The organism is Streptomyces musisoli, assembly GCF_016741855.1.
GTDB lineage: Bacteria > Actinomycetota > Actinomycetes > Streptomycetales > Streptomycetaceae > Streptomyces > Streptomyces musisoli.
Genome location: NZ_JAERRH010000008.1, coordinates 218,534 through 243,159 on the forward strand (window position 1 = coordinate 218,534; position 24,626 = coordinate 243,159).

22 protein-coding genes are annotated in these 24,626 nt (G+C 72.0%); 12 read left to right on the plus strand and 10 right to left on the minus strand.

Going from position 1 to position 24,626, the window contains the following annotated elements; all coding sequences use genetic code 11:
- The first annotated feature begins 379 nt into the window (after positions 1 to 379).
- The 5 genes from JK361_RS22350 to mscL all read left to right on the plus strand — a co-directional run bounded on the left by JK361_RS22350 (position 380) and on the right by mscL (position 4,642).
- Entirely contained in the window at positions 380 to 1,675 is a 1,296-nt protein-coding gene (locus JK361_RS22350) for an MFS transporter (RefSeq protein ID WP_201821062.1), read from the plus strand.
- 67 nt (positions 1,676 to 1,742) lie between these two features.
- The gene (locus tag JK361_RS22355; protein ID WP_201821064.1) at positions 1,743 to 2,051 is read left to right on the plus strand and encodes an FmdB family zinc ribbon protein; all 309 of its coding nucleotides are present in this window, start codon (positions 1,743 to 1,745) and stop codon (positions 2,049 to 2,051) included.
- A 100-nt stretch (positions 2,052 to 2,151) separates the two neighbouring features.
- Positions 2,152 to 2,985 (plus strand): S-methyl-5'-thioadenosine phosphorylase, encoded by an 834-nt coding sequence (locus JK361_RS22360; RefSeq protein WP_201821066.1) that lies wholly within the window; start codon positions 2,152 to 2,154, stop codon positions 2,983 to 2,985.
- Between the two features lie 571 nt (positions 2,986 to 3,556).
- Positions 3,557 to 4,015 (plus strand): hypothetical protein, encoded by a 459-nt coding sequence (locus JK361_RS22365; protein ID WP_372448731.1) that lies wholly within the window; start codon positions 3,557 to 3,559, stop codon positions 4,013 to 4,015.
- A gap of 138 nt (positions 4,016 to 4,153) precedes the next feature.
- Entirely contained in the window at positions 4,154 to 4,642 is a 489-nt protein-coding gene (gene mscL / locus JK361_RS22370) for a large conductance mechanosensitive channel protein MscL (RefSeq protein WP_285440312.1), read from the plus strand.
- 19 nt (positions 4,643 to 4,661) lie between these two features.
- Here the strand turns inward: mscL and JK361_RS22375 are convergent, their stop codons facing one another.
- Positions 4,662 to 4,838 carry a hypothetical protein gene (locus JK361_RS22375; protein ID WP_201821068.1) on the minus strand — a complete coding sequence of 59 codons (177 nt, stop codon included), beginning with the start codon at positions 4,836 to 4,838 and terminating at the stop codon, positions 4,662 to 4,664.
- A 208-nt stretch (positions 4,839 to 5,046) separates the two neighbouring features.
- Between JK361_RS22375 and JK361_RS22380 the strand changes: the two genes are divergently transcribed.
- The 4 genes from JK361_RS22380 (at position 5,047) to JK361_RS22395 (ending at position 9,685) form a co-directional block, all read left to right on the plus strand.
- Entirely contained in the window at positions 5,047 to 6,285 is a 1,239-nt protein-coding gene (locus JK361_RS22380) for a low temperature requirement protein A (protein ID WP_201821070.1), read from the plus strand.
- A gap of 42 nt (positions 6,286 to 6,327) precedes the next feature.
- Positions 6,328 to 7,359: a P1 family peptidase gene (locus JK361_RS22385; protein WP_201821073.1), complete on the plus strand. Its 1,032-nt coding sequence runs from the start codon at positions 6,328 to 6,330 to the stop codon at positions 7,357 to 7,359.
- Positions 7,360 to 7,560: 201 nt separating this feature from the next.
- Positions 7,561 to 8,781, plus strand: coding sequence for a L,D-transpeptidase (locus tag JK361_RS22390; RefSeq protein ID WP_201821074.1), 1,221 nt, complete (start codon positions 7,561 to 7,563; stop codon positions 8,779 to 8,781).
- Between the two features lie 157 nt (positions 8,782 to 8,938).
- The gene (locus JK361_RS22395) at positions 8,939 to 9,685 is read left to right on the plus strand and encodes a DUF6227 family protein (protein ID WP_201821075.1); all 747 of its coding nucleotides are present in this window, start codon (positions 8,939 to 8,941) and stop codon (positions 9,683 to 9,685) included.
- 87 nt (positions 9,686 to 9,772) lie between these two features.
- Here the strand turns inward: JK361_RS22395 and JK361_RS22400 are convergent, their stop codons facing one another.
- The 5 genes from JK361_RS22400 to JK361_RS22420 all read right to left on the minus strand — a co-directional run bounded on the left by JK361_RS22400 (position 9,773) and on the right by JK361_RS22420 (position 15,972).
- On the minus strand, positions 9,773 to 10,024 hold the full coding sequence (locus tag JK361_RS22400; protein WP_201821076.1) for a hypothetical protein: 252 nt from the start codon (positions 10,022 to 10,024) through the stop codon (positions 9,773 to 9,775).
- A gap of 116 nt (positions 10,025 to 10,140) precedes the next feature.
- Complete coding sequence (locus tag JK361_RS22405; RefSeq protein WP_201821077.1) at positions 10,141 to 12,396, minus strand: PTS fructose transporter subunit IIABC; 2,256 nt, start codon at positions 12,394 to 12,396, stop codon at positions 10,141 to 10,143.
- 148 nt (positions 12,397 to 12,544) lie between these two features.
- Positions 12,545 to 13,492, minus strand: coding sequence for a 1-phosphofructokinase (gene pfkB / locus JK361_RS22410; RefSeq protein WP_201821078.1), 948 nt, complete (start codon positions 13,490 to 13,492; stop codon positions 12,545 to 12,547).
- Entirely contained in the window at positions 13,489 to 14,250 is a 762-nt protein-coding gene (locus tag JK361_RS22415; protein ID WP_201821080.1) for a DeoR/GlpR family DNA-binding transcription regulator, read from the minus strand. The genes pfkB and JK361_RS22415 overlap by 4 nt, the downstream gene beginning before the upstream one ends.
- Positions 14,251 to 14,535: 285 nt before the next feature.
- Positions 14,536 to 15,972 carry an MFS transporter gene (locus JK361_RS22420; protein ID WP_236053434.1) on the minus strand — a complete coding sequence of 479 codons (1,437 nt, stop codon included), beginning with the start codon at positions 15,970 to 15,972 and terminating at the stop codon, positions 14,536 to 14,538.
- Between the two features lie 236 nt (positions 15,973 to 16,208).
- Here JK361_RS22420 and JK361_RS22425 point away from each other — a divergent pair, with 236 nt between their 5' ends.
- A complete protein-coding gene (locus JK361_RS22425; protein ID WP_201821081.1) occupies positions 16,209 to 17,282 on the plus strand; it encodes a helix-turn-helix transcriptional regulator in 1,074 nt (357 codons plus the stop codon).
- 392 nt (positions 17,283 to 17,674) lie between these two features.
- Here JK361_RS22425 and JK361_RS22430 read toward each other — a convergent pair whose 3' ends face one another.
- Together JK361_RS22430 and JK361_RS22435 are read right to left on the minus strand one after the other, a co-directional pair.
- Positions 17,675 to 18,622 (minus strand): TetR/AcrR family transcriptional regulator, encoded by a 948-nt coding sequence (locus tag JK361_RS22430; RefSeq protein ID WP_372448732.1) that lies wholly within the window; start codon positions 18,620 to 18,622, stop codon positions 17,675 to 17,677.
- 1,031 nt (positions 18,623 to 19,653) lie between these two features.
- On the minus strand, positions 19,654 to 20,652 hold the full coding sequence (locus JK361_RS22435) for a sigma-70 family RNA polymerase sigma factor (protein ID WP_201821082.1): 999 nt from the start codon (positions 20,650 to 20,652) through the stop codon (positions 19,654 to 19,656).
- 193 nt (positions 20,653 to 20,845) lie between these two features.
- Here JK361_RS22435 and JK361_RS22440 point away from each other — a divergent pair, with 193 nt between their 5' ends.
- Positions 20,846 to 21,382 (plus strand): GNAT family N-acetyltransferase, encoded by a 537-nt coding sequence (locus JK361_RS22440; RefSeq protein ID WP_201821083.1) that lies wholly within the window; start codon positions 20,846 to 20,848, stop codon positions 21,380 to 21,382.
- Between the two features lie 81 nt (positions 21,383 to 21,463).
- Here the strand turns inward: JK361_RS22440 and JK361_RS22445 are convergent, their stop codons facing one another.
- The gene (locus JK361_RS22445; protein ID WP_201821084.1) at positions 21,464 to 22,255 is read right to left on the minus strand and encodes a dioxygenase family protein; all 792 of its coding nucleotides are present in this window, start codon (positions 22,253 to 22,255) and stop codon (positions 21,464 to 21,466) included.
- Between the two features lie 163 nt (positions 22,256 to 22,418).
- On the opposite strand from JK361_RS22445, the gene JK361_RS22450 reads away from it, so the two are divergent.
- Entirely contained in the window at positions 22,419 to 22,928 is a 510-nt protein-coding gene (locus JK361_RS22450) for a MarR family winged helix-turn-helix transcriptional regulator (RefSeq protein ID WP_201821085.1), read from the plus strand.
- Between the two features lie 28 nt (positions 22,929 to 22,956).
- On the opposite strand, the gene JK361_RS22455 is transcribed toward JK361_RS22450, so the two are convergent.
- Positions 22,957 to 24,495, minus strand: coding sequence for an MFS transporter (locus tag JK361_RS22455; protein ID WP_201821086.1), 1,539 nt, complete (start codon positions 24,493 to 24,495; stop codon positions 22,957 to 22,959).
- Positions 24,496 to 24,626 lie beyond the last annotated feature (131 nt).

Consider the following 24,626-nt stretch of genomic DNA (forward strand, 5'->3'; position numbering starts at 1 on the left):
GGCCGGGCATCGCGGGGGTGTGGGTCGGCGAGGGGTGCGCGGGGGCGTGGCCGGCCGGGCATCGCGGGGGCGTGTCTCGGCGAGGGGTGCGCGAGCTGGGAACGTACGCGTTACATGGGCATTTCGCACGATTCACACCCGGGCCAATCACAGGCGAACAGGCCGGGCGGTGCTCATTTTCACAGGTGCACAAGCTCTTGGCCCCTGTAGTATCAAGGCACCCTGATCGAACCAACTCTGCCTGATGCAGAGCTGGCGCGACCGTATGGCGGCCGGAACGCCCTCTGTAGCGACCGGTATCTACCGCAGTTCTGCGCAAGAGGACAGCTCTCGGCGCCCCCGCACGGGCGCGCTACCAGGTGGAAGAAAGGCACGGGCCGTGGCGTCCACGGTCACCACCGAGTCGGCGGAGAACCCGTCGGCATCGACCCGCCCGGGATACGGACAGCTGCTGCGCACCCGCGGCGCCTGGACGTTCCTGCTCCCCGGCTTCGCGGCGCGCCAGCCGTTCGCGATGCTCACCATCTCGATCGTGCTGCTCGTCCAGCACACCACCGGCTCGTACGGCGCCGCGGGCGCCGCCGCGGCCGCCACCGGCGTCTCCATGGCGCTGTTCGCCCCGTACAGCGGCCGCCTCGCCGACCGCTACGGCCAGCGCGCCGTGCTGATCCCCGGCGTCCTGGTGCACACGGTCTCCGGCCTGTCCCTGACCGCGCTCGCGCTGGCGCACGCGCCCCTGTGGGCGCTGTTCCTGGCGGCCGTCCCGACCGGCGCCTCGGTGCCGCAGGTCGGCCCGATGGTGCGTGCGCGCTGGGGCGTGAAGCTCCAGGGCTCGCCCCTGATGACCACCGCTGCGGCGTTCGAGTCGGTCACGGACGAGCTGACCTTCGTCTTCGGTCCGCTGCTGGCGACCGCGCTGTGCACCACCGTGACGCCGGCCGCGGGCCTGGTCACGGAGGGCGCGCTGACCCTCGTGGGCGGTCTGCTGTTCGCCGCGCAGAAGAGCACGCAGCCGCCGGTCGGTCCCGGCAGCGGGCACGCGCGCGTGGAGCACACCTCGGCCCTGCGGGTCCCGGGCGTGCGCGTGCTCGTCGTGACCTTCCTGGGCATCGGTTCGGTCTTCGGCGGCATGCAGGTCTCGCTCGCGGCCTTCACGGAGTCGATCGGCGAGCCCGGCCTGAACGGCGTCCTGTACGGCGTCTTCGCCGCCGGGAACATGCTGTCCGGCATCGCCTGCGGTGCCATCGCCTGGAAGGTGGCCCCGCAGAAGCGCCTGGTCGTCGGCTACGCGGCACTCGCCCTGGTGGCGTCCGCCCTGTGGACGGCCCACTCGGTGCTGCTGCTCGCGGCTCTCGGCCTGCTGGTCGGCATGTGCATCGCGCCGTCGCTGATCACGGGTTACACGCTGGTCGAGGGCCTGGTCCCGGCCGGCGCCCGCACCGAGGCCTTCACCTGGCTGACCGGCGCGGTCGCGCTCGGCCAGGCCGCCGCCGTCACGGTCTCCGGGCAGCTGGAGGACCGGCTGTGGGACGGCGCCGGGTTCCTGGTGCCGATGGCCGGCACCGTGCTCGCGCTGGTGACCCTGGTGGCACTGCGATCGCGGCTCGTGGCGCAGCAGCGGAACCGCACGGTCGCGCGTGGCGTCGGTCACCGCGTCCCGGTGACGGTGGACTGATCCCCGGGAATACGTCACTATGGACCATCGTTAGCACTCATTGAGTGAGAGTGCCAGGAGGAAGACAGTGCCGACCTACCAGTACCAGTGCACCGAGTGCGGCGAGGGCCTTGAGGCGGTGCAGAAGTTCACCGACGACGCCCTGACCGAATGCCCGAGCTGCCAGGGCCGCCTGAAGAAGGTGTTCTCCGCGGTCGGCATCGTCTTCAAGGGCTCGGGGTTCTACCGCAACGATTCCCGCGGTTCCACGTCGAGCAGCACCCCGGCGTCGAAGCCGGCCGGCTCCTCGTCCGACTCGAAGGCGTCCTCGACGACGTCCTCGTCCTCGACGAGCTCCGCCAGCAGCAGCGCCACCAGCAGCAGCTCCGCCGCCTGAGAACTCTCACCCGGACCCTGCCGTCGTACGACGGCAGGGTCTTCGGCGTTCTCCCGCACCGGCTCCCGCAGCGGTTTCGCGGCCCGCTAGTGTGCTGGTCATGGCCAACGCAGAGATCGGCGTAATCGGCGGTTCGGGTTTCTACTCCTTCCTCGACGACGTGACCGAGATCCAGGTGGACACCCCGTACGGGGCGCCCAGTGACTCCCTCTTCCTCGGTGAGGTCGCCGGCCGGCGGGTCGCCTTCCTGCCCCGGCACGGCCGTGGCCACCATCTGCCGCCGCACCGCATCAACTACCGCGCCAACCTGTGGGCCCTGCGCTCGGTCGGAGTGCGGCAGGTCCTGGGCCCGTGCGCGGTGGGCGGACTGCGACCCGAGTACGGGCCGGGCACCCTGCTCGTGCCGGACCAGCTGGTGGACCGCACGAAGTCCAGGGCGCAGACGTACTTCGACGGGCTGCCGCTGCCCGACGGCACCGTGCCGAGCGTCGTGCACGTGTCCGTGGCCGACCCCTACTGCCCCGCCGGGCGGGCCGCCGCGCTGAAGGCCGCCCGCGGACGGGACTGGGAGCCGGTGGACGGCGGCACGCTGGTGGTGGTCGAGGGACCGCGTTTCTCGACGCGCGCCGAGTCGCTGTGGCACCAGGCGCAGGGCTGGTCGGTGGTGGGCATGACCGGCCACCCGGAGGCGGCGCTCGCCCGTGAGCTGGAGCTTTGCTACACGTCGCTGAACCTGGTCACCGACCTCGACGCGGGCGCCGAGACCGGGGAGGGCGTCTCGCACGAGGAGGTGCTCCGGGTCTTCGCGGCCAACGTGGACCGGCTGCGCGGCGTGCTGTTCGACGCGGTGGCCGCGCTGCCGGAGACGGCAGCACGGGACTGCCTCTGCACGAACGCGCTCGGCGGGATGGACCCGGGATTCCCACTGCCGTAGCGCAAGCGGGCGGCCGTACGGTTCCGGGACTCCGGCTGCCGTGGCGCGTCCGGGGAGGTCGCACGGCTATGGGGCTTCGGCTGCCGTGGCCCAAGCGGCGGCCCTACGGTTCCGGGGCTCCGGCTGCTGTGGCCCAAACGGCGGCCGTACGGTTCCGGGGCTTCGCTGCCTTGGCGCAGGCGGGGCTGATCAGGGGCCGGAGCGGGGAGGAGAGCCGCTTCGGCCGGAACCTCGGGGGGGGGGAGTCCGGACGGGACACCCTGCGATGCGGTGCGTGGGACACCCTGCGGAACTTCCCGTTCGGGTGAGCGAGTTATCCACAATCCCTCGGTGATCCACCGGCTCCGGCGGGATCCGGCGCGAGGCCCCATCGTGGCACCGCAAGCCGAATTCCTCGTCGCAGGCGGTGATTCCCATGCCTTCGCCCTCGTCGGCCCCGGCCCCCTCCTCGCTCCCCCCTCCCCCTCGCCCGCCCGCTCGCCCCCAGCCTCCGCCTCCCTTCCGTCTGCCGCGCCCGCCGGGCACGGACGCCCCGGCGACCTGCGAGGTACCCCCGTTCGATCCGGTGCGGGTGCGCGGCGGGCGGTACCGGCTCCAGCGGCTCGTACGGCGGCGCAGGCGGGCCATCGCGGCCGGCCTCGCGGTGACCGCGGCGGCGCTCGTGGCCGCGGGACCCCGCGGCGGGACGGAACCGCACGGCGCGGAGCGGCCCCGGGGCCACCGGATCGCGCAACCCGTACGACGGCCCGCGGCGGCCGACCTGGTGACGGCGCCGGTGCGCATCGCCGACGCCGCCACGGTGCGGCTGCTCCGGCCCGGTGACCGCGTCGACGTCATCGCCGCGGAGGACCCGTCCACCGGCGGCGACGCCCGGGTCCTCGCGCGCGGCGTGCGGGTGACGAAGGTGCCGGAGCCGCTGGACGCCGCGGCCGGCAGCGGGGCGCTGGTGGTGCTGTCGGCGCCGCGGGCCACGGCGGCCCGGCTGGTCGGCGCGAGTACCACAGCCCGCCTGGCGGTGACGCTGTGCTGAACCAACTCACGCGGTCTCGCGGCGACTTGCCGTCAAGTGCCTCGATCGTGCTACGGGATTGGACACAACGGCCGCATCGTGCCGTAGGTTGCGGAGCGTTTTGTTCCACACCCTGTGCATGCGAGGAGAGTCCCCCAGGTGAGCGCGAAGAAGGACGCGAAGAAGGACGCGAGCGTCTGGCAGGGCTTCAAGGCCTTCCTGATGCGCGGCAACGTCGTCGATCTGGCGGTCGCGGTCGTCATCGGCGCGGCCTTCACGAACATCGTCAACTCGTTGGTGAAGGGGATCATCAACCCGCTGGTCGGAGCGATCGGCACGCAGAACCTCGACAACTACAGCTCCTGCCTGAAGGACCCGTGCGAGGTGGCCGCGGACGGCACGGTCAAGAGCGGTGTGCCGATCATGTGGGGGTCCGTCCTGGGCGCCACGCTCACCTTCGTGATCACCGCGGCGGTGGTGTACTTCCTGATGGTCCTGCCGATGTCGAAGTACCTGGCCCGGCAGGCGGCGCGGAAGGCGGCGCGGGAGGGCACCAAGGAGGTCATCGAGGTGACCGAGCTGGAGGTGCTCAAGGAGATCCGCGACGCGCTGGTCGCACAGCGGGGCTCCGGGCACGACGAGCGCTAGCGGCGCTCGCGCGGACGGCTCAGAGGTGGTGGGGCGGCTTCTCGTCGAGGAAGCGCTTCAGGTCGGCGGCGCTGTCGCCGTCCGCGCGGTCGCCCCACCCGCGGTCGGTGTCGTCCGAGGACTGCTGGTCCAGCGGGTCGTCGAAGACCAGCGCGGGCTTCGGGGCGCGCGGCTCGGGTTCGGGGGCGGTGCTCATGCCCCCAGAGTACGGCTCGCGCCGCGGCGCCCAGGCGGAGTGCTCTCCCCCGGCACCGGCCGACGGTTCCCCGGAAGGGCGGGACCTCACCGGTACGAGCGCCGGCAAAGGCCGTCTGACCTGGGTCTTACCCGGTCCCTTCACCCCCCTGGACCCTTGTGAATCCGTTCACAAGATTTTGTGGCGGTTTTCTGCTGTGCTGGGAACCATGACGTCGAGTTCCGGTCAGGCGCCGGCCCCCTCGGGCGCGCCACAGCCCTCAGGCCCCGTCCGACGGCTCACCGCGCGTGGGCGCGACGAGGCGCACCGCGTCGCATCCCCGCTGGAGCTGTTCTTCGATCTGTGCTTCGTCGTGGCGGTGTCGCAGGCGGGCGTGCAACTGGTGCACGCCGTCACGGAGGGACACGCCGCCGACGGCATCCTCAACTACGCGATGGCCTTCTTCGCCATCTGGTGGGCGTGGATGAACTTCAGCTGGTTCGCCTCGGCGTACGACAACGACGACGTGCTCTACCGGGTCGTCACCCTGGTGCAGATCGCCGGCGTCCTGGTCCTGGCGGCCGGCATCTCCAAGGCCTTCACGGATCACGACTTCCTGCTGGTCTGGCTCGGCTATGTGATCATGCGGCTGGCCATGGCCGCGCAGTGGCTGAGGGTCGCGGGGTCGGCCACGGGCGCGGAGAGGACCACGGCACTGCGGTACGCGCGCGGCGTGCTGCTGTGCCAGGTGGGCTGGCTGGGGCTGGTGGTGCTGCCGGAGCCCGCGCGGCTCTGGGTGTTCCTCGTGATGGCCGTCGCGGAACTGTGCGTGCCGCTCTACGCCGAGAAGGACCACGAGACCTCCTGGCACCCGCACCACATCGCCGAACGCTACGGCCTGTTCACGATCATCGTGCTCGGCGAGACGATCGCCTCGGCCACGGTCGCCGTGAAGTCGGCCGTGGACGAGCACGACGCGCTGGCCGAACTGCTGCCCATCGCGGCGGGCGGGCTGCTGATCGTCTTCTCCGCGTGGTGGATCTACTTCGTGGTCCCCATCCACGGTCACCTGCGCACCAGCGGGCGGGCGTTCATCTGGGGCTACGGCCACTATCTGGTCTTCGCCTCGGCGGCGGCGATCGGCGCGGGGCTGGAGGTGTCCGTGGAACAGGCGGTCGGCAAGGCGCACATCTCCACCCTGTCCGCCTCGGCCGCCGTCACCCTGCCGACGGCTCTGTACCTGCTGACCGTGTGGGTCCTGCACTCGCGCCACTTCAAGGTGGGCCTCGCCCAGCAACTGGTGCTGCCGGTCACGGCCCTGCTGGTGATCTGCTGCACCTTCCTCGGCGACTGGGCGGTGCTTGCGGCGGGACTCGTGTCCGCGGCCGCGGTGGTGGTCGGGGTGATTTTGACGGCGCGCATGGCCGGCCGGCAGCGCGCGGCGAGCGCCACCGCCTCGGCCGGCTGAGTCCTTCGAAGAGGAGCGCCGGGCTGGGCCAGACTGACGTGCATGACAGCTGACGCATTGACGGATGTCGCCGGACTGCGGGTGGGGCACGCCACGCGCCGCGGCGACGGCTGGCTCACCGGCACCACGGTCGTGCTCGCGCCCGAGGGCGGTGCCGTCGCCGCCGTGGACGTACGCGGCGGCGGCCCCGGCACCAAGGAGACCGACGCGCTAGACCCGCGCAACGTCGTGCAGAGGATCGACGCGGTCGTGCTGACCGGAGGCAGCGCGTACGGGCTCGACGCGGCGTCCGGGGTGATGGCCTGGCTGGAGGAGCACGGGCGTGGCGTGCCGGTGGGAGTGGATCCGGCGCACGTCGTACCGGTGGTGCCCGCCGCGTGCGTCTTCGACCTGGGGCGCGGCGGGGACTTCCGCGCGCGCCCCGACGCGGCGACGGGACGTGCCGCGGTGGAGGCCGCGGCGGCGGGCGCGGCGGGCGCGCCGGTACCGGAGGGCTGCGTGGGCGCCGGCACGGGCGCCGTCGTCGGACGGCTCAAGGGCGGGGTGGGCACCGCGAGTACGGTGCTCGACGCGGGGATCACGGTGGCGGCGCTGGTGGTCGCGAACGCCGCGGGGTCCGCGATGGCCCCCGAGACGGGGGTGCTGTACGGGGAGTTGTCGCAGGGGCGGGTGGAGTACCCGGAGGAACGCGTGCACGCGGCCGCGTGCCGGCGCCTCGACGAGGCGGCCACCCGAAACGCCCCGCCGCCGCTCAACACGACGCTGGCGGTGGTCGCGACGGACGCCGGCCTGTCCAAGGCGCAGGCGCAGAAGCTGGCCGGCACGGCGCACGACGGGATCGCGCGCGCGGTGCGGCCGGTGCACCTGCTGCACGACGGGGACACGGTGTTCGCGCTGGCGACCGGCGCCCGCCCGCTCGACTCACACCCCCTGGCGCTCAACGACATCCTGGCCGCCGGCGCGGACCTGGTGACGCGGGCGATCGTACGGGCCGTACGCGCCGCGGAGCCGGCCGACGGGCCGGGCGGGACGTGGCCGTCGTACGAGGAGCTGTACGGGACGAGCCGACCGTAGGCACGGCGGTCGGGGGCGGTGCGTCCGCGCGGGGTTGGGGAAGGGGTGCGGGTGCGACGGGTCGCCGACGGATGTGGATTGTCGCGGTTCTGTCACGTGATGGCGTTCATCGGACTTCCAGGGAACCTTCTCCCGCGTCCGCGCCCTCTTTCTTCACGCAGCGGAACGGATCACCCACACCACACGAACCTGGAGCAGCCCGTGACAACGCCGGACATTGCAGCGCGGCGCGCACTGGGGGCCTGTGCCGCCCTGATGGTCGGCGCCCTCACCCTGACCGCCTGTGGCGGCAGCGCCAACGCGAACAACGACGACGGCAAGGGCGGCAAGAACTCCCCGAAGACGTCGACGGCGAAGATCGCGATCTCGGCCAAGGACGGTTCCACCGGGGCGTCCATCAACGCCACCGGGGTGAAGGTCAGCGACGGCAAGCTGACCGAGGTGAAGATGACCGAGTCGGGGTCGGGGCAGGCCGTGCCCGGGGCGATATCCGCGGACGGCAGCACCTGGAAGCCGAAGGAGCAGCTGGAGCGGGGCACGAAGTACCAGATAGCCGCGACCGCGAAGGACTCCGAGGGGCGCACGGCGGCGGCGAATTCCATCTTCACCACCGTCTCCTCGGCGAACAGCTTCATCGGCACCTACACGCCGGACAACGGCGCGACGGTCGGCGTGGGCATGCCGGTGTCGTTCACCTTCGACAAGGCGATCACCGACAAGAAGGCCGTGCAGTCGCACATCACGGTCAACACCAGCAGTGGCCAGCAGGTGGTCGGGCACTGGTTCGGCAACCAGCGGCTGGACTTCCGGCCGCAGGACTACTGGAAGGCCGGCTCCAAGGTCACGATGAACATCGACCTGGACGGGGTCGAGGGCGCGAAGGGCGCCTACGGGGTGCAGAAGAAGACCGTCTCCTTCACCGTCGGGCGGTCGCAGGTCTCCACGGTCGACGTCAATACGCAGACCATGACGGTCGTGCGGGACGGCAAGACCCTCAAGTCGGTGCCGATCTCGGCGGGCAGCCCGCAGCACACCACGTACAACGGGCAGATGGTGATCTCGGAGAAGTTCGTGCAGACGCGCATGAACGGCTCGACGGTCGGCTTCGGCGGCGAGTACGACATCGCGGACGTGCCGCACGCGATGCGGCTGACGTCGTCCGGGACGTTCATCCACGGAAACTACTGGTACAACCAGGGCAACCCGCCGTTCGGACGGGAGGGCACCAGCCACGGCTGCGTCGGCCTCGCGGACGTGCAGGGAGCGCAGGGCGACACGTCGGCCAAGTGGTTCTACGACAACTCGCTCATCGGGGACGTCGTGATCGTGAAGAACTCCCCCGACAAGACCGTCGCCCCCGACAACGGCCTCAACGGATGGAACATGTCGTGGAGCGCCTGGACCGCGGGAAGTGTCGCCTGACCGGCGGCTTTTGACAGGAGAACGGGCCGCGCGGGAACTTCTCGCGCGGCCCGCGCGTTTTCCCGGCGTACGTTTTCTCGGTTCCCGGACATGATGTCCGACCGAGGGGCTACGGTATGCACCCACAAGGTGACATGCAGCAACGCCGGGAGAAGCCTTGAGCGTTCCGTACGAGACCGCAGCGTACGAACCAGCCGAGTCGCCCGAGTCTCCGGAGGAGCATCTCGCGCGACTCCTCGGCCGTGCCCTGAACTCCTTCGAGCTGCCTGACGAAGTGATACGGCGCCTCGACTGCGTGCTGGTGCACGACAGTTCGCTGCACTCCGCCTATCACAGCGCGGGACTGCACCGTGAGACGTACCGGCACACCTGGCTGCTGGCCGACGGCTCGGCGGTCACCCTGTGGGAACTCGTGCACAACACCGCGCCCGGCAGCGCCCCGGAGCACGAGGTGTACGCCGACGAGGAGGAGCTGCAGACCGCCACGGGACGGCTTGGGCTCCTCCCGGACACCCAGGACTTCGAACTGCCCTCGCTGATGCGGCTGTGGGCGATCCCCGAGCCCCGGCACGTGTTCGTCTCCGACGACTCCGCGGACCACGGGCGCCGGCTGCTGCGCCGCGCGGAGAACCCCGACCGTCCCGGCGCGGAGACGGCGGCGCTGCTGGCGACGGCCACCGCGTACGAGATCACGCAGGCGTTCGGCCGGCCCGCGCGGGCCGGGCGGACGGGGCTGAGCTACACGCTGTACCAGCACGCCTTCCTGCTGCCGGACGGCAGCGAGGTCTCCTTGTGGGAGGTCGAGCACACGGCGACGCCCGACGGGCGGCACATGTGCGAGGTGTACCTGTCGGAGGACGCGGCCCGGGACGCGATGGAACGGCGCGCGGCGCGGCAGGGGTGACCCCTCGGGCAGGGCCGGGGCACGTCCCGTGTCCGCCGGGTCCGGGGCGTCCCGCGTCTCGCCGATGCCGGCCGAGCGTCTTCGGCGTCAGCCGTTGGCGAGTCGTCGTACCAGGCCCGCGAACGCGTCCTGTTCCGCGGGAGTCAGCTCGACGGACTCCTGCGGGGGGCCGACCCGAGTCTGGCGCGGCAGGGCCGGGAGCGGCGCCGCGGGGCGCCGGGCGGTGGCCTGGGGGCTCGTACGACGCAGCAGGCGCACCAGGACGCCGGTCCACGCGACGGCCGCCACGGCGAGGACGGCCACGCCGATCAGCTGGAGTGTCGGGGCGTGCTCAGGCATAGGCCCCAGTACACACCACGGTCCGGGACTTCGGTCCCGGACCGTGACGTATCTCGCAGGTGGCGTGAACAACTCACAGCGAACTAAAGGGACAAGGCGCCGTGGTGGTCCTGTGGTCAGGCCGCTATCGGCTGCCTGGTCTCCTTCGCCGGGGTGGCCGGGTCGGTGGCCGTGGGTACGGGGCTCTGCCCGCGCATCCCTTTGAGGAGCACCACCAGGGCCGTGGTGGCGCAGACGCCGGCCGCGATGGCGACAAGGTAGAGGAAGGGGTTGCCGATCAGCGGGACCACGAAGATGCCGCCGTGCGGGGCCCGCAGGGTGGCGCCGAAGGCCATCGACAGGGCGCCGGTGAGCGCGCCGCCCACCATGGAGGACGGGATGACCCGCAGCGGGTCGGCCGCCGCGAACGGGATCGCGCCCTCGGAGATGAAGGACGCGCCCAGGACCCAGGCGGCCTTGCCGTTCTCACGCTCGGCCGGGGTGAACAGCCTGCCGCGCACGGTGGTGGCCAGGGCCATCGCCAGCGGCGGGACCATGCCGGCCGCCATCACCGCGGCCATGATCTTCATGGCGGAGTCGCTGGGGTCGGAGACGGCGATGCCGGCGGTGGCGAAGGTGTAGGCGACCTTGTTGACCGGGCCGCCCAGGTCGAAGCACATCATCAGGCCGAGCAGGGCGCCCAGCAGGACGGCGTTGGCGCCGGTGAGGCCGCCCAGCCAGTCCGTGAGGCCCTTCTGGGCGGAGGCGATGGGCTTGCCGATCACGACGAGCATCAGGAAGCCGACGATCGCCGAGGAGATCAGCGGGATCACCACCACGGGCATGATGCCGCGCAGCGCCGGGGGTATCCGCACCCGCTGGACCGCCATCACCACGCCGCCGGCGATCAGACCGGCCGCCAGGCCGCCGAGGAAGCCCGCGTTGATGTCCAGGGCGATCGCGCCGCCCACGAAGCCGGGGACGAGGCCGGGCCGGTCGGCCATGCCGTAGGCGATGTAGCCGGCCAGGACCGGGACGAGGAACTTGAAGGCGACGCCGCCGATCTGGAAGAGCAGGGCGCCCCAGCTGTCGGTCTGCGTCCACAGGAAGTGGTCCATGACCGACGGTGCCTTGTTGACCTGCCAGCCGCCGATCGCGAAGCCCAGGGCGATGAGCAGCCCGCCGGCGGCGACGAAGGGGACCATGTAGCTGACGCCGGACATCAGCCACTTGCGGAGCTTGGTGCCGTAGCCCTCGGTGGAGTCGCCAGCGCGCTCCACCGGCGTGCCGGCCGACGCGTGCGCCGGGGCGCTCACCTCGCCGCGCGCCGCCTTGTCCCGGACCTCCGCGATGAGTTCGGCGGGGCGGTTGATGCCCGCCTTCACGCCCACGTCGACGATCGGCTTGCCGGCGAAGCGGTCCTTGTCGCGCACGGCGACATCGTGGGCGAAGATCACGCCGTCCGCCGCCGCGATCACCGCCCGGTCCAGCCGGGTGAAGCCGGCCGAGCCCTGCGTCTCGACGACCAGTTCGACGCCCGCCTCGCGGCCTGCGCTCTCCAGGGACTCGGCCGCCATGTAGGTGTGGGCGATGCCGGTCGGGCAGGACGTGACGGCGACGACACGGAAGGGGCGCCCGCCGGCGTCCTGAACGTCCGCGCGTGCGGCCCTCCCGTCCTCGGCGCCCGCGTCCTCGGCGCTCACCTCCTCGGCGCTCACGTCCTCTGCGCTCACGTCCTCTGCGGCCGCGACTTCAGCGTTCGCGTCCGGTGTGCGCGCCGTACTGCCCGCCGCGGCACCGGCGGAGGCCGCCACCGGCGCCGCGGCGGTGTCTTCGGAGGGGCCCGCGGCGCCCGCGGCGCCCTGAGCGGCGGCGGCTTCCGGCGCGCCCCCGGCGTCCGGGGCGCCGTCGGCGCCCGCGGCGGCGCTCCGCGCCTCCAGGTCCGACGGCGTCGCATCCCCCCGGATCAGCGCCGCGGCCGTCCCCGCGTCGCCCGCCGCCCGCAGCGCGGAGGTGAACTCGGCGTTCATCAGCTGACGGGCGAGGGAGGAGAGGATCGTCAGGTGGGCGTCGTCGGCGCCGGCGGGTGCCGCGATCAGGAAGATCAGATCGGCCGGGCCGTCCGCCGCGCCGAAGTCGATACCGGCGGCGCTGCGGCCGAAGGCGAGGGTCGGTTCGGTGACATGGGCGCTACGGCAGTGCGGGATGCCGATACCGCCGTCGAGGCCGGTCGGCATCTGTGCCTCGCGGGCGGCCACGTCGGCGAGGAAACCCTCCAGGTCGGTCACCCGGCCCTGGGCCACCATGCGCTCGGCGAGGGCACGGGCCGCCGCTTCCTTGGTGTCGGCGGACAGGTCGAGGTCGACCAGATCCGCGGTGATCATGTCGCTCATCGCGGGCTCCTCTGCACGCGTACCGCCCGGGGAGCGGGGTGGGCGGGGGTGGGGACGGGGGTGTTGAGGGGAGCGGTGGGCCCTGGCGCGGCCGGGGTGGCCGCACCGTGCGCCGTGGGGGGAGGTGTGCCGGGTGCCGTGGGGGCCGTCATGGCGCCGGCTCCGTCAGTTCGCGGTCGAGGGGGATGTCCGTCGTGACGGTCACGGCCGTGGGGTTGAGATCGGCGGGGGTCGGCATCACGCTGCCGGGGAGCCGGACGGCGGCGGCGCCGTGGGCGACGGCGGAGGCGAGGGCCTTCGGACCGTTGCCGCCGGCGATGAGGAAACCGGCCAGGGAGGCGTCGCCGGCACCGACGTTGCTGCGGACGGCGGACACGCGCGCGCTGCCGAACCACGCGCCGGCGTCCGACACCAGCAGCTGGCCGTCGGCGCCCAGGCTCGCGAGCACGACGTGTGCGCCCATCGCGCGCACCTCCTCGGCCGCCTTGAGGGCGTCGCCCACCGTCGCCAGGGGGCGCGCGACGGCTTCCGCGAGTTCCTCGGCGTTCGGCTTCACCACGTCGGGCCGCGCGCGGAGCGCCTCCAGGAGCGCAGGCCCCGAGGTGTCCAGTGCGATGCGTACGCCCTCGGCGTGCGCCCGGCTGACGACTTCGGCGTACCACGAGGGCGCGAGCCCCCGGGGCAGGCTGCCGCAGCACGCGATCCAGTCGGCGTCGCGCGACTGGTCACGGACCGCTTCCAGGAACAGTTCCTGTTCCTTCGCGGACAGTTCCGGGCCCGGGGCGTTGATCTTCGTGAGCACTCCGTCGGACTCCGCGAGCGCGATGTTGGAGCGGGTGGCTCCGGCCACCGGGACCGGTGCGACCTCGATGCCCTGCGCGTCGAGCAGGTCGGCGACGACCGCTCCCGGCGCGCCGCCCAGCGGCAGGACGGCCACCGTGCGCCGGCCGGCGGCGGCGACGGCGCGGGAGAGGTTCACGCCCTTGCCGCCGGGGTCCACGCGTTCGCCGGTGGCGCGGATGACCTCGCCGCGTTCCAGGACGGGGACCTCGTAGGTGCGGTCGAGGGAGGGGTTGGGGGTGACGGTGAGGATCATGCGCGCACCACTTCCGTGCCGCCGCGCTCGATGGCGGCGGCGTCGTCCGGGCTCAGCCCGCTGTCGGTGATCAGCAGGTCCACGTCGCCCAGGCCGCCGAAGCGGGCGAAGTGCTCCTGACCGTGCTTGGCGGAGTCGGCCAGCAGCACCACCCGGCGGGCGGCGGCGACCGCGACCCGCTTGACCGCCGCCTCGGCGAGGTCGGGGGTGGTCAGACCGTGCTCGACGGAGAAGCCGTTGGCGGCGATGAAGAGGACGTCGGCACGGATCTCGCCGTACGCGCGAAGCGCCCAGGCGTCCACGGCAGCGCGCGTGCGGTGCCGTACCCGCCCCCCGATCAGGTGGAGCTGGATGCCCGGGTGATCGGCGAGGCGGGCGGCGATGGGCAGGCTGTGCGTGACGACGGTGAGGGATGCCTCCAGCGGGATGGCGGCGGCGAGGCGGGCCACCGTCGTACCGGCGTCGAGGATCACCGTGCCCTCTGTCGGCAGTTCGGCGAGGGCCGCCTTGGCGATGCGGTCCTTCTCGTCGGCGGCGGTCGACTCGCGCTCGGCGAGGTCCGGCTCGAAGTCGAGGCGGCCGACCGGGATGGCACCACCGTGCACCCGGCGGACGAGACCGGCACGGTCGAGGGCCTTCAGATCGCGGCGGATCGTCTCCGCCGTGACCTGGAACTCCTCGGCCAGCGACAGCACGTCCACCCGGCCGCCGTCACGGGCGAGCCGGAGGATCTCCTGCTGCCGTTCCGGTGCGTACATGTCGGTCGCCTCCGCCTGATCCCGTGGGTCCCGCCGCCCGAATGCCCGATCGCTTCCGACGGATGCCCGAACGTGTGGCTTCACCCGCAGGCTACGCCCGGGTTTTTGGAAAGTAAACAGATTCGGGCCCCTGGTCGGGCATGAACGGACTCATGAACGGACTTCCGGGACCCGCGTACCGCGCGGCCTCCGTGGCTTTGGGTGCGAGCGAGAACCGGCGCCTTCCGGGGCCGGACGGCAGCGAGCCCGGCACCCTTTCGGTGCCGGGCTCGACGTCGCGTCCGGTCAGTGGACCGGTTCCGGCTCCTTCTCCACCGCCGGCGCCTCCTGCGCGGCAGCCTCCGCGTGCTGCGCCGAACGCTTCGGCAGGGCGGACATCAGCAGGAAGATCACGGCCATGATCCCGGCGACGTACCACAGCGCGTGCTGGAAGGCGTGGACGAAGGCCGGTCCGACCTGCCCCAGGGTCAGCCGGTCACCGATCTGCCCGTAGAAGACCACCGACACCAGGCCAAGTCCGAGCGCGTTACCCATCTGCTGCACGGTGTTGATCAGCCCGGACGCGGAGCCGGCGTGCTCGCGCGGCACCTCGGAGAGCACCGCGTCGGTCAGCGGCGCGACGATCAGCCCCATGCCGAGACCCATCACGACCAGCGGCAGGGCCATCTGCCAGGAGGCGATGGCGAGGCCGTAGCGGTGGGCCTCCCACAGGTAGAGCAGCACACCGGCGCCCATCACCAGCGCGCCCGCCTGGAGCACCTTCCGGCCGAACCGCGGGACCAGCTGCTGCACCGACAGCCCGGCCGCCACGGACACCGCGATCGAGAACGGCACCCCGGTCAGTCCGGCCCGCAGCGGGCTCCAGCCCAGGCCGATCTGCATGTAGAGCGTCCAGACCAGGAAGAAGATGCCGAGCGCGACGCCGAAGACGGTCTGCACGGCGATGCCCGCGGCGAAGCTCTTCACCCGGAAGAGGGACAGCTCGACGAGCGGGGAACCGTCCCGGGCGGCCTTCCGTTTCTCGTACGACACCAGCGCCGCGAAGACCACGAGCGCGCCGCCCATGCACAGGTACCCCCACAGCGGCCAGCCCAGCTCGCGGCCGCGAGTGAGCGGGTAGAGCAGCATCAGCAGGCCCAGCGAGACCAGGGCGACGCCGACGAGGTCCAGCTTCAGCGCCTTGGGGGCCTTCGACTCGCTGATGAAGCGGCGGCCCAGGAACAGGGCCACGACACCGACAGGGAGGTTGATGAGGAAGATGGGGCGCCATTCGAGGCCGAACAGGTTCCACTCCGTCAGCAGGGCGCCGAGCAGCGGGCCGGAGACCGCGCCGAGACCGACGACCGCACCGAACAGGCCGAAGACCTTGCCGCGTTCATGGGCGGGGAAGGTGGCGTGCACGATCGACAGCACCTGCGGCACCATCAGCGCGGCCATACCGCCCTGAAGGATGCGGGAGGCGACCAGCATCTCCGGGTTCGCGGCGAAACCGCACAGGGCGGAGGCGATGGTGAAGCCGCCGACCCCGATGAGGAACAGCCGCTTGCGGCCGTGGATGTCACCGAGCCGCCCGCCGGTGATCAGACCGGCGGCGAAGGCGAGTGCGTAGCCGGCGGTTATCCACTGGATCTGGCTGACCGAGGCGTGGGCGCTCTGCTCGATGGACGGGATGGCGATGTTGACGATCGTGACGTCCACCAGGTCCATGAAGGCCGCGGCCATCACGATGGCCAGGGCCAGCCAGCGGGCCCGGTCGGGGGCCGGTTCGGAGTGAGCCGTCGCGGTGTCCGCGGTGGTCCGGCTGTCCTTCGGCTGTCGCTGGTCGCGGCCCTCGGCGGAGTCGGCCGTGATCATGGTCCCGCCCCCCTGGGCGGCGTTGCGGTCGTTCGGAGTCATGAGAGGAATCTAGGACCCCATTAGGTCAGATCGTGTCCTATTTCTCCGGCATCCTCGTACGCATGACAATCGACACTCCGGCCCGGCTGCTCCAGCTGCTCTCGCTCCTCCAGACGCCCCGCGAGTGGCCCGGCGGTGAGCTGGCCGACCGGCTCGGCGTGTCCCGCCGGACCGTGCGGCGGGACGTCGACCGGCTGCGGGAACTGGGCTATCCGGTACAGGCCACGAAGGGCGCGGACGGCGGGTACCGGCTGGTCGCCGGCAAGGCGATGCCACCGCTGGTGCTGGACGACGAGGAGGCGGTCGCGATCGCGGTCGGGCTGCGGGCCGGTGCCGGGCACGCCGTGGAGGGGGTGGAAGAGGCGTCCGTGCGGGCCCTGGCCAAGCTGGAGCAGGTGCTGCCCTCGCGGCTGCGCCACCGGGTGTCCACGCTTCAGGCCGCCACCACGCCGCTGACCAGCGGGGACGGGCCGAGCATCGCACCGGAGACGCTGACCGTGATGGCGTCGACGGTGGCGGGGCGGGAGCGGCTGCGGTTCGCCTACCGCGACAAGGACGGCAGCGCGTCCCGGCGGCTGACCGAGCCGCACCGGCTGGTGTCGACGGGGCGGCGCTGGTACCTGGTCGCGTACGACCTCGACCGGGCGGACTGGCGCACCTTCCGGGTCGACCGGGTGAGCGAGCCGTTCGCGACCGGAGTCCGGTTCGCGCCACGGGAGTTGCCGACGGGAAGCGCCGCCGAGTACCTGCGGCAGTCGATCCACCGGCGGCAGGAGACGTACGCGTTCGAGGTGCGGTTCGCCGCGACGGCCGAACAGATCTCCACGCGGGTGCCGAGGACGGTCGGGGTGCCCGAGGACGACGGCGCGGGCGGCTGCGTCCTGCGGGGCACCACCGGCGACCCCATGGAGTGGCTGGCGGTACGGCTGGCGATGACGGGGTGCGAGTTCTCGGTCCAGGAGCCAGGGGAACTGGTCGAGTGCGTCGAGGAGTTGGGGGCCCGGTTGAGCAGGGCAGCCGCGGACAGCGGGGCGACCGCGCGTAAAGGGGTGGCCGCGCGTAAAGGGGTGGCCGCGGACAGCGGGTTGGCCGCGGATAGAGGGGTGGCGGCAGATAGAGAGGTGGCGGACGGATGAGGGGTGGCCGCGGACAGCGGGCCGGCCGCGGATAGAGAGGTGACCGCGAAATGGCGCCGGCCGCAGATAGAGAGGTGGCGGGCGGATGAGGGGTGGGCGCGGACAGCGGGCCGGCCGCGGACAGAGGGGTGGCGGGCGGATAGAGAGGTGGCCGCGGACAGAGGGGTGGCCGCAGACAGAGGGCCGACCGCTCCGGCCGCGCAGGGCCGGGATCGCCTGGGCGTCAGGGGCGTAGGGACCAACTCGGTCCGCCTCAAGCCCTCGGCTCCGCCACCCGGACTGTCGCCCGATCACCACCCAAACTCCGCTCGTCACCGCCCGGTCCCGCGCCCCGACTCCCGGTCCCCGCGCGCGGGCTGCCTCACGGGCTCACGCCCGAACTCGCGTCCGGGCTACTGGCCGGGCTCCCACCCGGCCTCCCTCACGGACCTGGCCCACTCGAAGTCCCGCAGTGCACGCAGATTGCGCAGGGCCAGGGCCGCCGGGCCGTCGGGGCCGGTGGGCAGGGTCGTCGTGGCGGCCCAGGACTCCACGGCCACGCGCACGGCGGCACCCGCCACGGCCGCGGCGAAGCGGAGGTCCGGGGTGATCGCCGCCGCGCCCCCCTCTGGGCCGGCCGGACCCTCCACCCGCCCGGCCGGCTCCTCCCCTCGCCCGGCCGGACGCCCCTCCCTAGCGGCTGAAATCCTCTCCCCCTCGGCCGAAGTCCTCTCCCCCTCCGCCGGAGTCCCTTCTCTCCCGGCCGGAGTCCTCTTCCTCCCGGCGGAACTGCTCTCCTCCCCGGCCGGACTGCTCTCCTCCCCGGCTGAAACCCTCTCCCTGTCGGCCGAGACCACCGCTCGCCCGGCCGGACCCCCCTCGCGGTCCGCCAGGATCTCCGCCAGGGCCCCCTCCGACGCCTGGCACACCTCGGCCCAGACCTTGCGCAGGGCAGGACTGGTGTCGGCCAGGCGGATCAGGGTGCGCAGCCATTCCCAGGACGCGGCCGAGACACCGAGGCCGGGGGTGAGCGTGTGGCGGACGGCGTGTTCCAGGGCCTTCGGAAGAGGCAGATCGGCCGGGGCCGTGCGGACCGCCTCGATCCAGCGCTGGGCGCCGGCCGCGTACAGAGGGGAGACCGCCTCCTCCTTGGTGGCGAAATAGCGGTAGAACGTGCGCGGTGCGATGCCCGCGGCCTGGGCGATGTCCTCGGCACGGGTCGCCCGCAGACCCTGCTGGACGAAGAGGGCCGCCGCCGCCCGGGCGATCTCCATCCGGGTCTCGGCCTTCCGGCGCTCGGTGAGGGAGACCGGCGCGGAGGTGGAAAACGGGTGGTGGGCGGCGCTGGGGGTGGTGCTCATCTCGGCAGGCTATGCCCGTGTGGCAGAATCTGCCATCCGGCGGTCCACCCCGGGGTTCAGGTACGGGGTGGGCCGCCGCTCCAGCATGTGGGTGCCGCGGCGGGTCCGCATCCGCGTGGCCTGCATCCAACGCGGGTCCGCACCGCATGGTCTGCATCCACGCGGGTCCGCACCGCATGGCCCGCATCCACGCGGGTCCGCACCGCATGGCCCGCATCCACGCGGGTCCGCACCGCATGGCCCGCATCCACGCGGGCGCGCATCACACAGGTGGGCCTGATCTGTTCCCCGGCCCGGCGCAAGGCCACCTCTCGCCGCAAGAAGAAGCCGGACTCCGGCGCCTGGGGGGGATAGGCGCCGAAGTCCGACTTGGGAAGGTCCCGGCGCCGGGGGGGGGATTGCGTCGGGACGTGGATCACATGGGGTCGGCCGGCGTAGGGCGTCGGCCGGGGGGTGCTGTGTGGGGGTGTTGACGGGGAGTGCGGTTCGGTTCCCAGGGGCCCTCTTGTGGGCCCGGAAGGGTTGTTCCCTCGGGCTCGGTCATTGAAGCGACTGGACTACGCCATGTTTGCGCCGTCTTTCGCCACCCGGCGTGCGCGCCGCGCAGTGCGCCGCCTTACGGCAGCCGGTGCCCCCACGGGCGGGCCCGGGAGCCGGCCCGGCCGCCGGCGCGGCACCCGCCGAAGCGCCGACCCGCGGGACCACCGGCGCGACGCCTGGGAGACCGACAGCACGACAGACCGGCGAGGCCGACAGCACGAAGGCCGGCGAGGTCGACGGTACGAAGACCGGGGAGGCCGACAGCACGACAGCACGACAGCACGACCGCGGGAAAGAGCGGCGGCGCGAAAGCCGCGGCGACCGCCAGGCCGACCGCTGCAAAGAGCGGCGCCACGAAACCCGGGGCGACCGACAGCCCGACAGCCGGAGAGGCCGTCGGCACCACTGCCGGAGAGGCCATCGGCACCACTGCCCGTCGGCACCACTGCTGGTACGGCCGCCGCCCCTCTGCTCCGGTCTGCTCCGTCCCGTTACGCCGCCGCGTCGAAGCCGGTGTCGCGGGCCAGCTTCTTCAGTTCGAGAAGGGCGTGCTTCTCGATCTGGCGGATGCGCTCGCGGGTCAGCCCGTGCTCCTTGCCGACCTCGGTCAGGGTGCGCTCGCGGCCGTCGTCGATGCCGTACCGCATCTTGATGATGGAGGCCGTGCGCTGGTCCAGGCGGCCGATCAGGTCGTCCAGCTCCTCGCTGCGCAGCAGCGTCAGCACCGACTGCTCCGGCGACACCGCCGACGTGTCCTCCAGCAGGTCGCCGAACTGGGTCTCGCCCTCGTCGTCCACCGACATGTTCAGGGAGACCGGGTCGCGGGCCCAGTCGAGGACGTCCGTGACGCGCTCCGGCGTCGAGCCGAGCTCCGCGGCGATCTCCGCGGGCTCCGGGTCACGGCCGTTCTCGCGGTTGAACTCGCGCTGGACGCGGCGGATGCGGCCCAGCTCCTCCACCAGGTGGACGGGGAGCCGGATCGTGCGGGACTGGTCGGCGATGGAGCGGGTGATGGCCTGACGGATCCACCAGGTGGCGTACGTCGAGAACTTGAAGCCCTTGCGGTAGTCGAACTTCTCGACGGCGCGCACCAGGCCGGCGTTGCCCTCCTGGATCAGGTCGAGCAGGGGCAGACCGCTGCGCGGGTACCGCCGGGCGACCGCGACGACCAGACGGAGGTTGGAGCGGATGAAGACGTCCTTGGCCCGGTCGCTCGCGGCGATCAGGGCCTCCAGCTCCTCACGGGTGGCGTCCGTCTTGGACTCCTCCTCGCCGTCGAGGACCTGTTGCGCGAACACACCCGCCTCGATGGTCTGGGACAGCTCGACTTCCTTTGCGGCGTCGAGCAGCGGCGTACGCGCGATCTCGTCGAGGTACATGCCGACCAGGTCGCGGTCTGCGATCTCGCCGCCATGAGCGCGAACACTGCTTGCCGAGTCGGCCGTCTCGCCGGAGGCGGACTGACGACGGGCGACGGCACGGGTTGCCATGCGTGCTCCCTTGCGATGGTGGGCTGGCGGTGGTCCTGGTGAACGCTCGGCACTGAAGGGGGCTGTCTCTGGGACTCTCTCCGAGTGCCCTGCATCCGTGGGAAACAACGACTGGAATCCGGACAGAATTCCCAACCTGCCCCCCGATTTTTCTGATCTTGCAGTACCCTGTTCCGCCACGCAGGGAGGCGAGATGCCGTCGGAACGTGCCGGGGTGCAGGTCAGGCCGGGAGTCGAGGGGGACCTCGAAGCCCTCACGGCGATCTACAACCACTACGTACGTGAGACGGCCATCACATTCGATACCGCGATCTTCACTTCCGAAGAGCGCCGCCCTTGGCTGCTCTCCCACCCGGAAGACGGCCCGCACCGGCTGATGGTTGCCACGGACGCGGCCTCACAGGAGATTCTGGGGTACGCCACATCCAGCCCTTATCGGCCGAAGCCCGCGTACGCGACGTCCGTGGAGACCTCGGTGTACGTCGCCCCGGACTCCCGCGGAGGGGGCGCCCCCGGCCGGCGGGGGACCGGCACGCTGCTCTACGACGCCCTGTTCGAGGCGCTGGCCGCCGAGGACGTGCACCGCGCCTACGCGGGGATCGCCCAGCCCAACGAGGCATCCACCCGGCTCCACGTCCGCTTCGGCTTCCGGCACGTCGGCACGTACCACGAGGTCGGCCGCAAGTTCGGCCGCTACTGGGACGTCGCCTGGTACGAGAAGCGGCTGTAGGCCGGCCGGGCCGCACCGGGATTCACCCGGACGGCCGGTGCGCCGCCCCCGGCTCCGCGCTCACCCGAACGGCGCCCACCCTCAGCCGAACTGCACCGACCGCTTCGCCATTCCCATCCAGAACCCGTCGATCACCGACTTCTGGGCATCCAGCTCGCCGCCCGCCTCCGCCGCCCCCATGGTCACGAAGAGCGGGGCGAAGTGTTCGGTGCGCGGGTGGGCGTAGCGGCCGGCCGGGGCCTTGTCCAGGAAGTCGAGCAGGGCGTCCCAGTCACGGGACTCCAGGGCGCGCCGGCCCCAGTCGTCGAACTCCGAGGACCAGGAGGGGACGCCGCTGCCGGTGTACCGGAGTGCGGCGAGGTTGTGGGTGAAGAAGCCGGAGCCGACGATCAGCACGCCCTCGTCGCGCAGCGGGGCGAGCCTGCGGCCGATGTCCATGAGACGGACCGGGTCGAGGGTGGGCAGGGAGATCTGGAGCACGGGGATGTCGGCGGCCGGGTACATCTCGACGAGGGGAACGTAGGCGCCGTGGTCGAGGCCCCGGTCGGGGATGTCCTGGACCGGGGTGCCGGGGCCGCGCAGCAGCTTGCGGACGGACTCGGCCAGGACGGGGGCGCCGGGGGCGGCGTACCGGACCCGGTAGTAGTGCTCGGGGAAGCCCCAGAAGTCGTGGACGAGCGGGACGGTCTCGATCGCGCCGAGGGCGAGCGGGGCCTCCTCCCAGTGGGCGGAGACCATGAGGATCGCCGTGGGGCGCGGCAGGCCGGCGGACCAGGCGGCGAGCTGGCCGGGCCACACCGGGTCGTCGGCGAGGGGCGGGGCGCCATGGCTGAGGTACAGGGCGGGCATGCGCTCCTGGGCGGTGGCGGACATCGCGGCGGCTCCGGGTTTCTCCAGACACGCATGCGGCCACGGATACGACGGAACGGGTACACGCATGGTCCGCATGCAGATGCTTTAAATCTCAAGCTCTCACCACGGAACCCTACTCTCCACTTGTTCAACTTTCAAGGAGCTGCCTCGTACAGTGGGACACATGAACACGGCACCGGACCCCGCCGCACGGCACCGCTGGCTCACCGACGAGGAACAGCGCACCTGGCGCGCCTACCTGCACGCCACCACCCTGCTGGAGGACCACCTCGACCGGCAGTTGCAGCGCGACGCGGGCATGCCGCACATCTACTACGGCCTCCTCGTCGGCCTCGCCGAGGCGCCGCGCCGCCGGCTGCGGATGACCGAGCTGGCCATGCAGGCGAAGATCACCCGCTCCCGGCTCTCACACGCGATCGCCCGGCTGGAGAAGAACGGCTGGGTGCGCCGCGAGGACTGCCCCTCCGACAAGCGCGGCCAGTTCGCCGTCCTCACCGACGAGGGATTCGAGGTATTGCGGCGCACCGCTCCCGGCCATGTGACCGCCGTACGGCAGGCGCTGTTCGAGCGGCTGAGCCTGGAACAGCAGAAGGCCCTCGGCGAGATCATGGAGATCGTCGCCGAGGGCCTCCAGCCCGATGAAGCGGGTGCGGACCTGCCCTGGCTCCGCTAGACCGGCAGGGGGATCACCGCCCGGGTGCTCAGTGCGCCACCACCGGCACCGGCACCTCGTCCTCGACGCCCTCGCCGGAGGCCACGGGCACGGGGCTCGGCCGGCCGGCGTTGACGAAGGTGAAGGCGATCAGCGCGGCCAGCCCCAGGATGCCGACGGCGAACCAGATGGCCGCCGTGTAGCCGTGCACCAGCGCCTCCAGCTGGACCAGCTGCTGCTGCGGCTTGGCGGTCGCACCGGCGATGTGGTCCTTGACGTACGAGGTGGTCGCCGAGGAGGCGATGGTGTTCAGCAGGGCGGTGCCGATCGCGCCGCCCACCTGCTGCGAGGTGTTGACCATCGCCGAGGCGACACCGGCGTCCCGGGGCTGGACACCCTGGGTGGCCAGGGACATCGCCGGCATGAACGCCGTACCCATGCCGAGGCCGAGCAGCAGCATCGCGGGCAGCAGCAGGGCGGCGTACGAGGAGTCGGTCTCCAGCTGGGTCAGCAGCAGCATGCCGAGGCCGGCGACCAGGAAGCCGGGGCCCATCAGCAGCCGGGCCGGGACCCGGGTCATCAGCCGGGTGCCGATCTGGGTCGAGCCGGTGATCATGCCGCCGACCATCGGCAGGAACGCGAAGCCGGTCTTGACCGGCGAGTAGCCCCGGACGACCTGGAGGTAGTAGGTCAGGAAGAGGAACAGGCCGAACATGCCGATGATCGCGAGGCCGAGGGAGAGGTAGATCCCGCCCCGGTTGCGGTCGGTCACCACGCGCAGCGGCAGCAGCGGGGCCTTGACCCGGGATTCCACCAGGACGAAGGCCAGGAGCAGCACCACGGACGCGATGAACATCGACACGGTCACGGTGTCGCCCCAGCCGTCGGACTCGGCGCGGGTGAAGCCGTACACGAGGGCGACCAGTCCGAGGGTGGACAGGATCACGCCGGGAATGTCGAGCGGGGAGCGGTTACGGCCGCCCTCCGGCTCGCGGATGACGAAGTAGGCGCCGGCCGCCGCGATCACGGCGAACGGGATGTTCACGAAGAAGGTCCAGCGCCAGTCCAGGTACTCGGTGAGGAAGCCGCCGAGGATCAGGCCGACGGCACCGCCGCCGCCCGCGATCGCGCCGTAGATGCCGAAGGCCTTGGCGCGCTCGTTGGGGTTGGTGAACATCACGGCGAGCAGGGACAGCGCGGCCGGGGCGAGCAGCGCACCGAAGACGCCCTGGAGGGCGCGGGCGCCGAACATCATCGCGCCGGTGGTGGCGGCACCGCCGAGCGCGGAGGCGGCGGCGAAGCCGATCAGGCCGAGCACGAAGGTGCGCTTGCGGCCCCACAGGTCGGCGATCCGGCCGCCGAACAGGAGCAGACCGCCGAAGGCGAGGGCGTAGGCCGTGATGACCCACTGCTTGTTGCCGTCGGATATGCCCAGGTCCTGCTGGGCGGCGGGCAGGGCGATGTTCACGATGGTGGCGTCGAGGACGACCATCAGCTGGGCGAGCGCGATGAAGACGAGCGCTTTCCAGCGGTTGGCGTCACCGCTCGGTGCGATGGCGCCGGGAGCCTTGCGGGCTGTGTCGGACATGGAGGTACCCACTTCGGGACTTCGTGACTTCGTGACGGAAGACGTGGCGGAAGATGCGGCGAAAAATGACGAGAAAACGGAGTAAGACGGAGAGGTGAAGAAAGAAGGAGCGGCCGCGAGGGCTGCCGCAC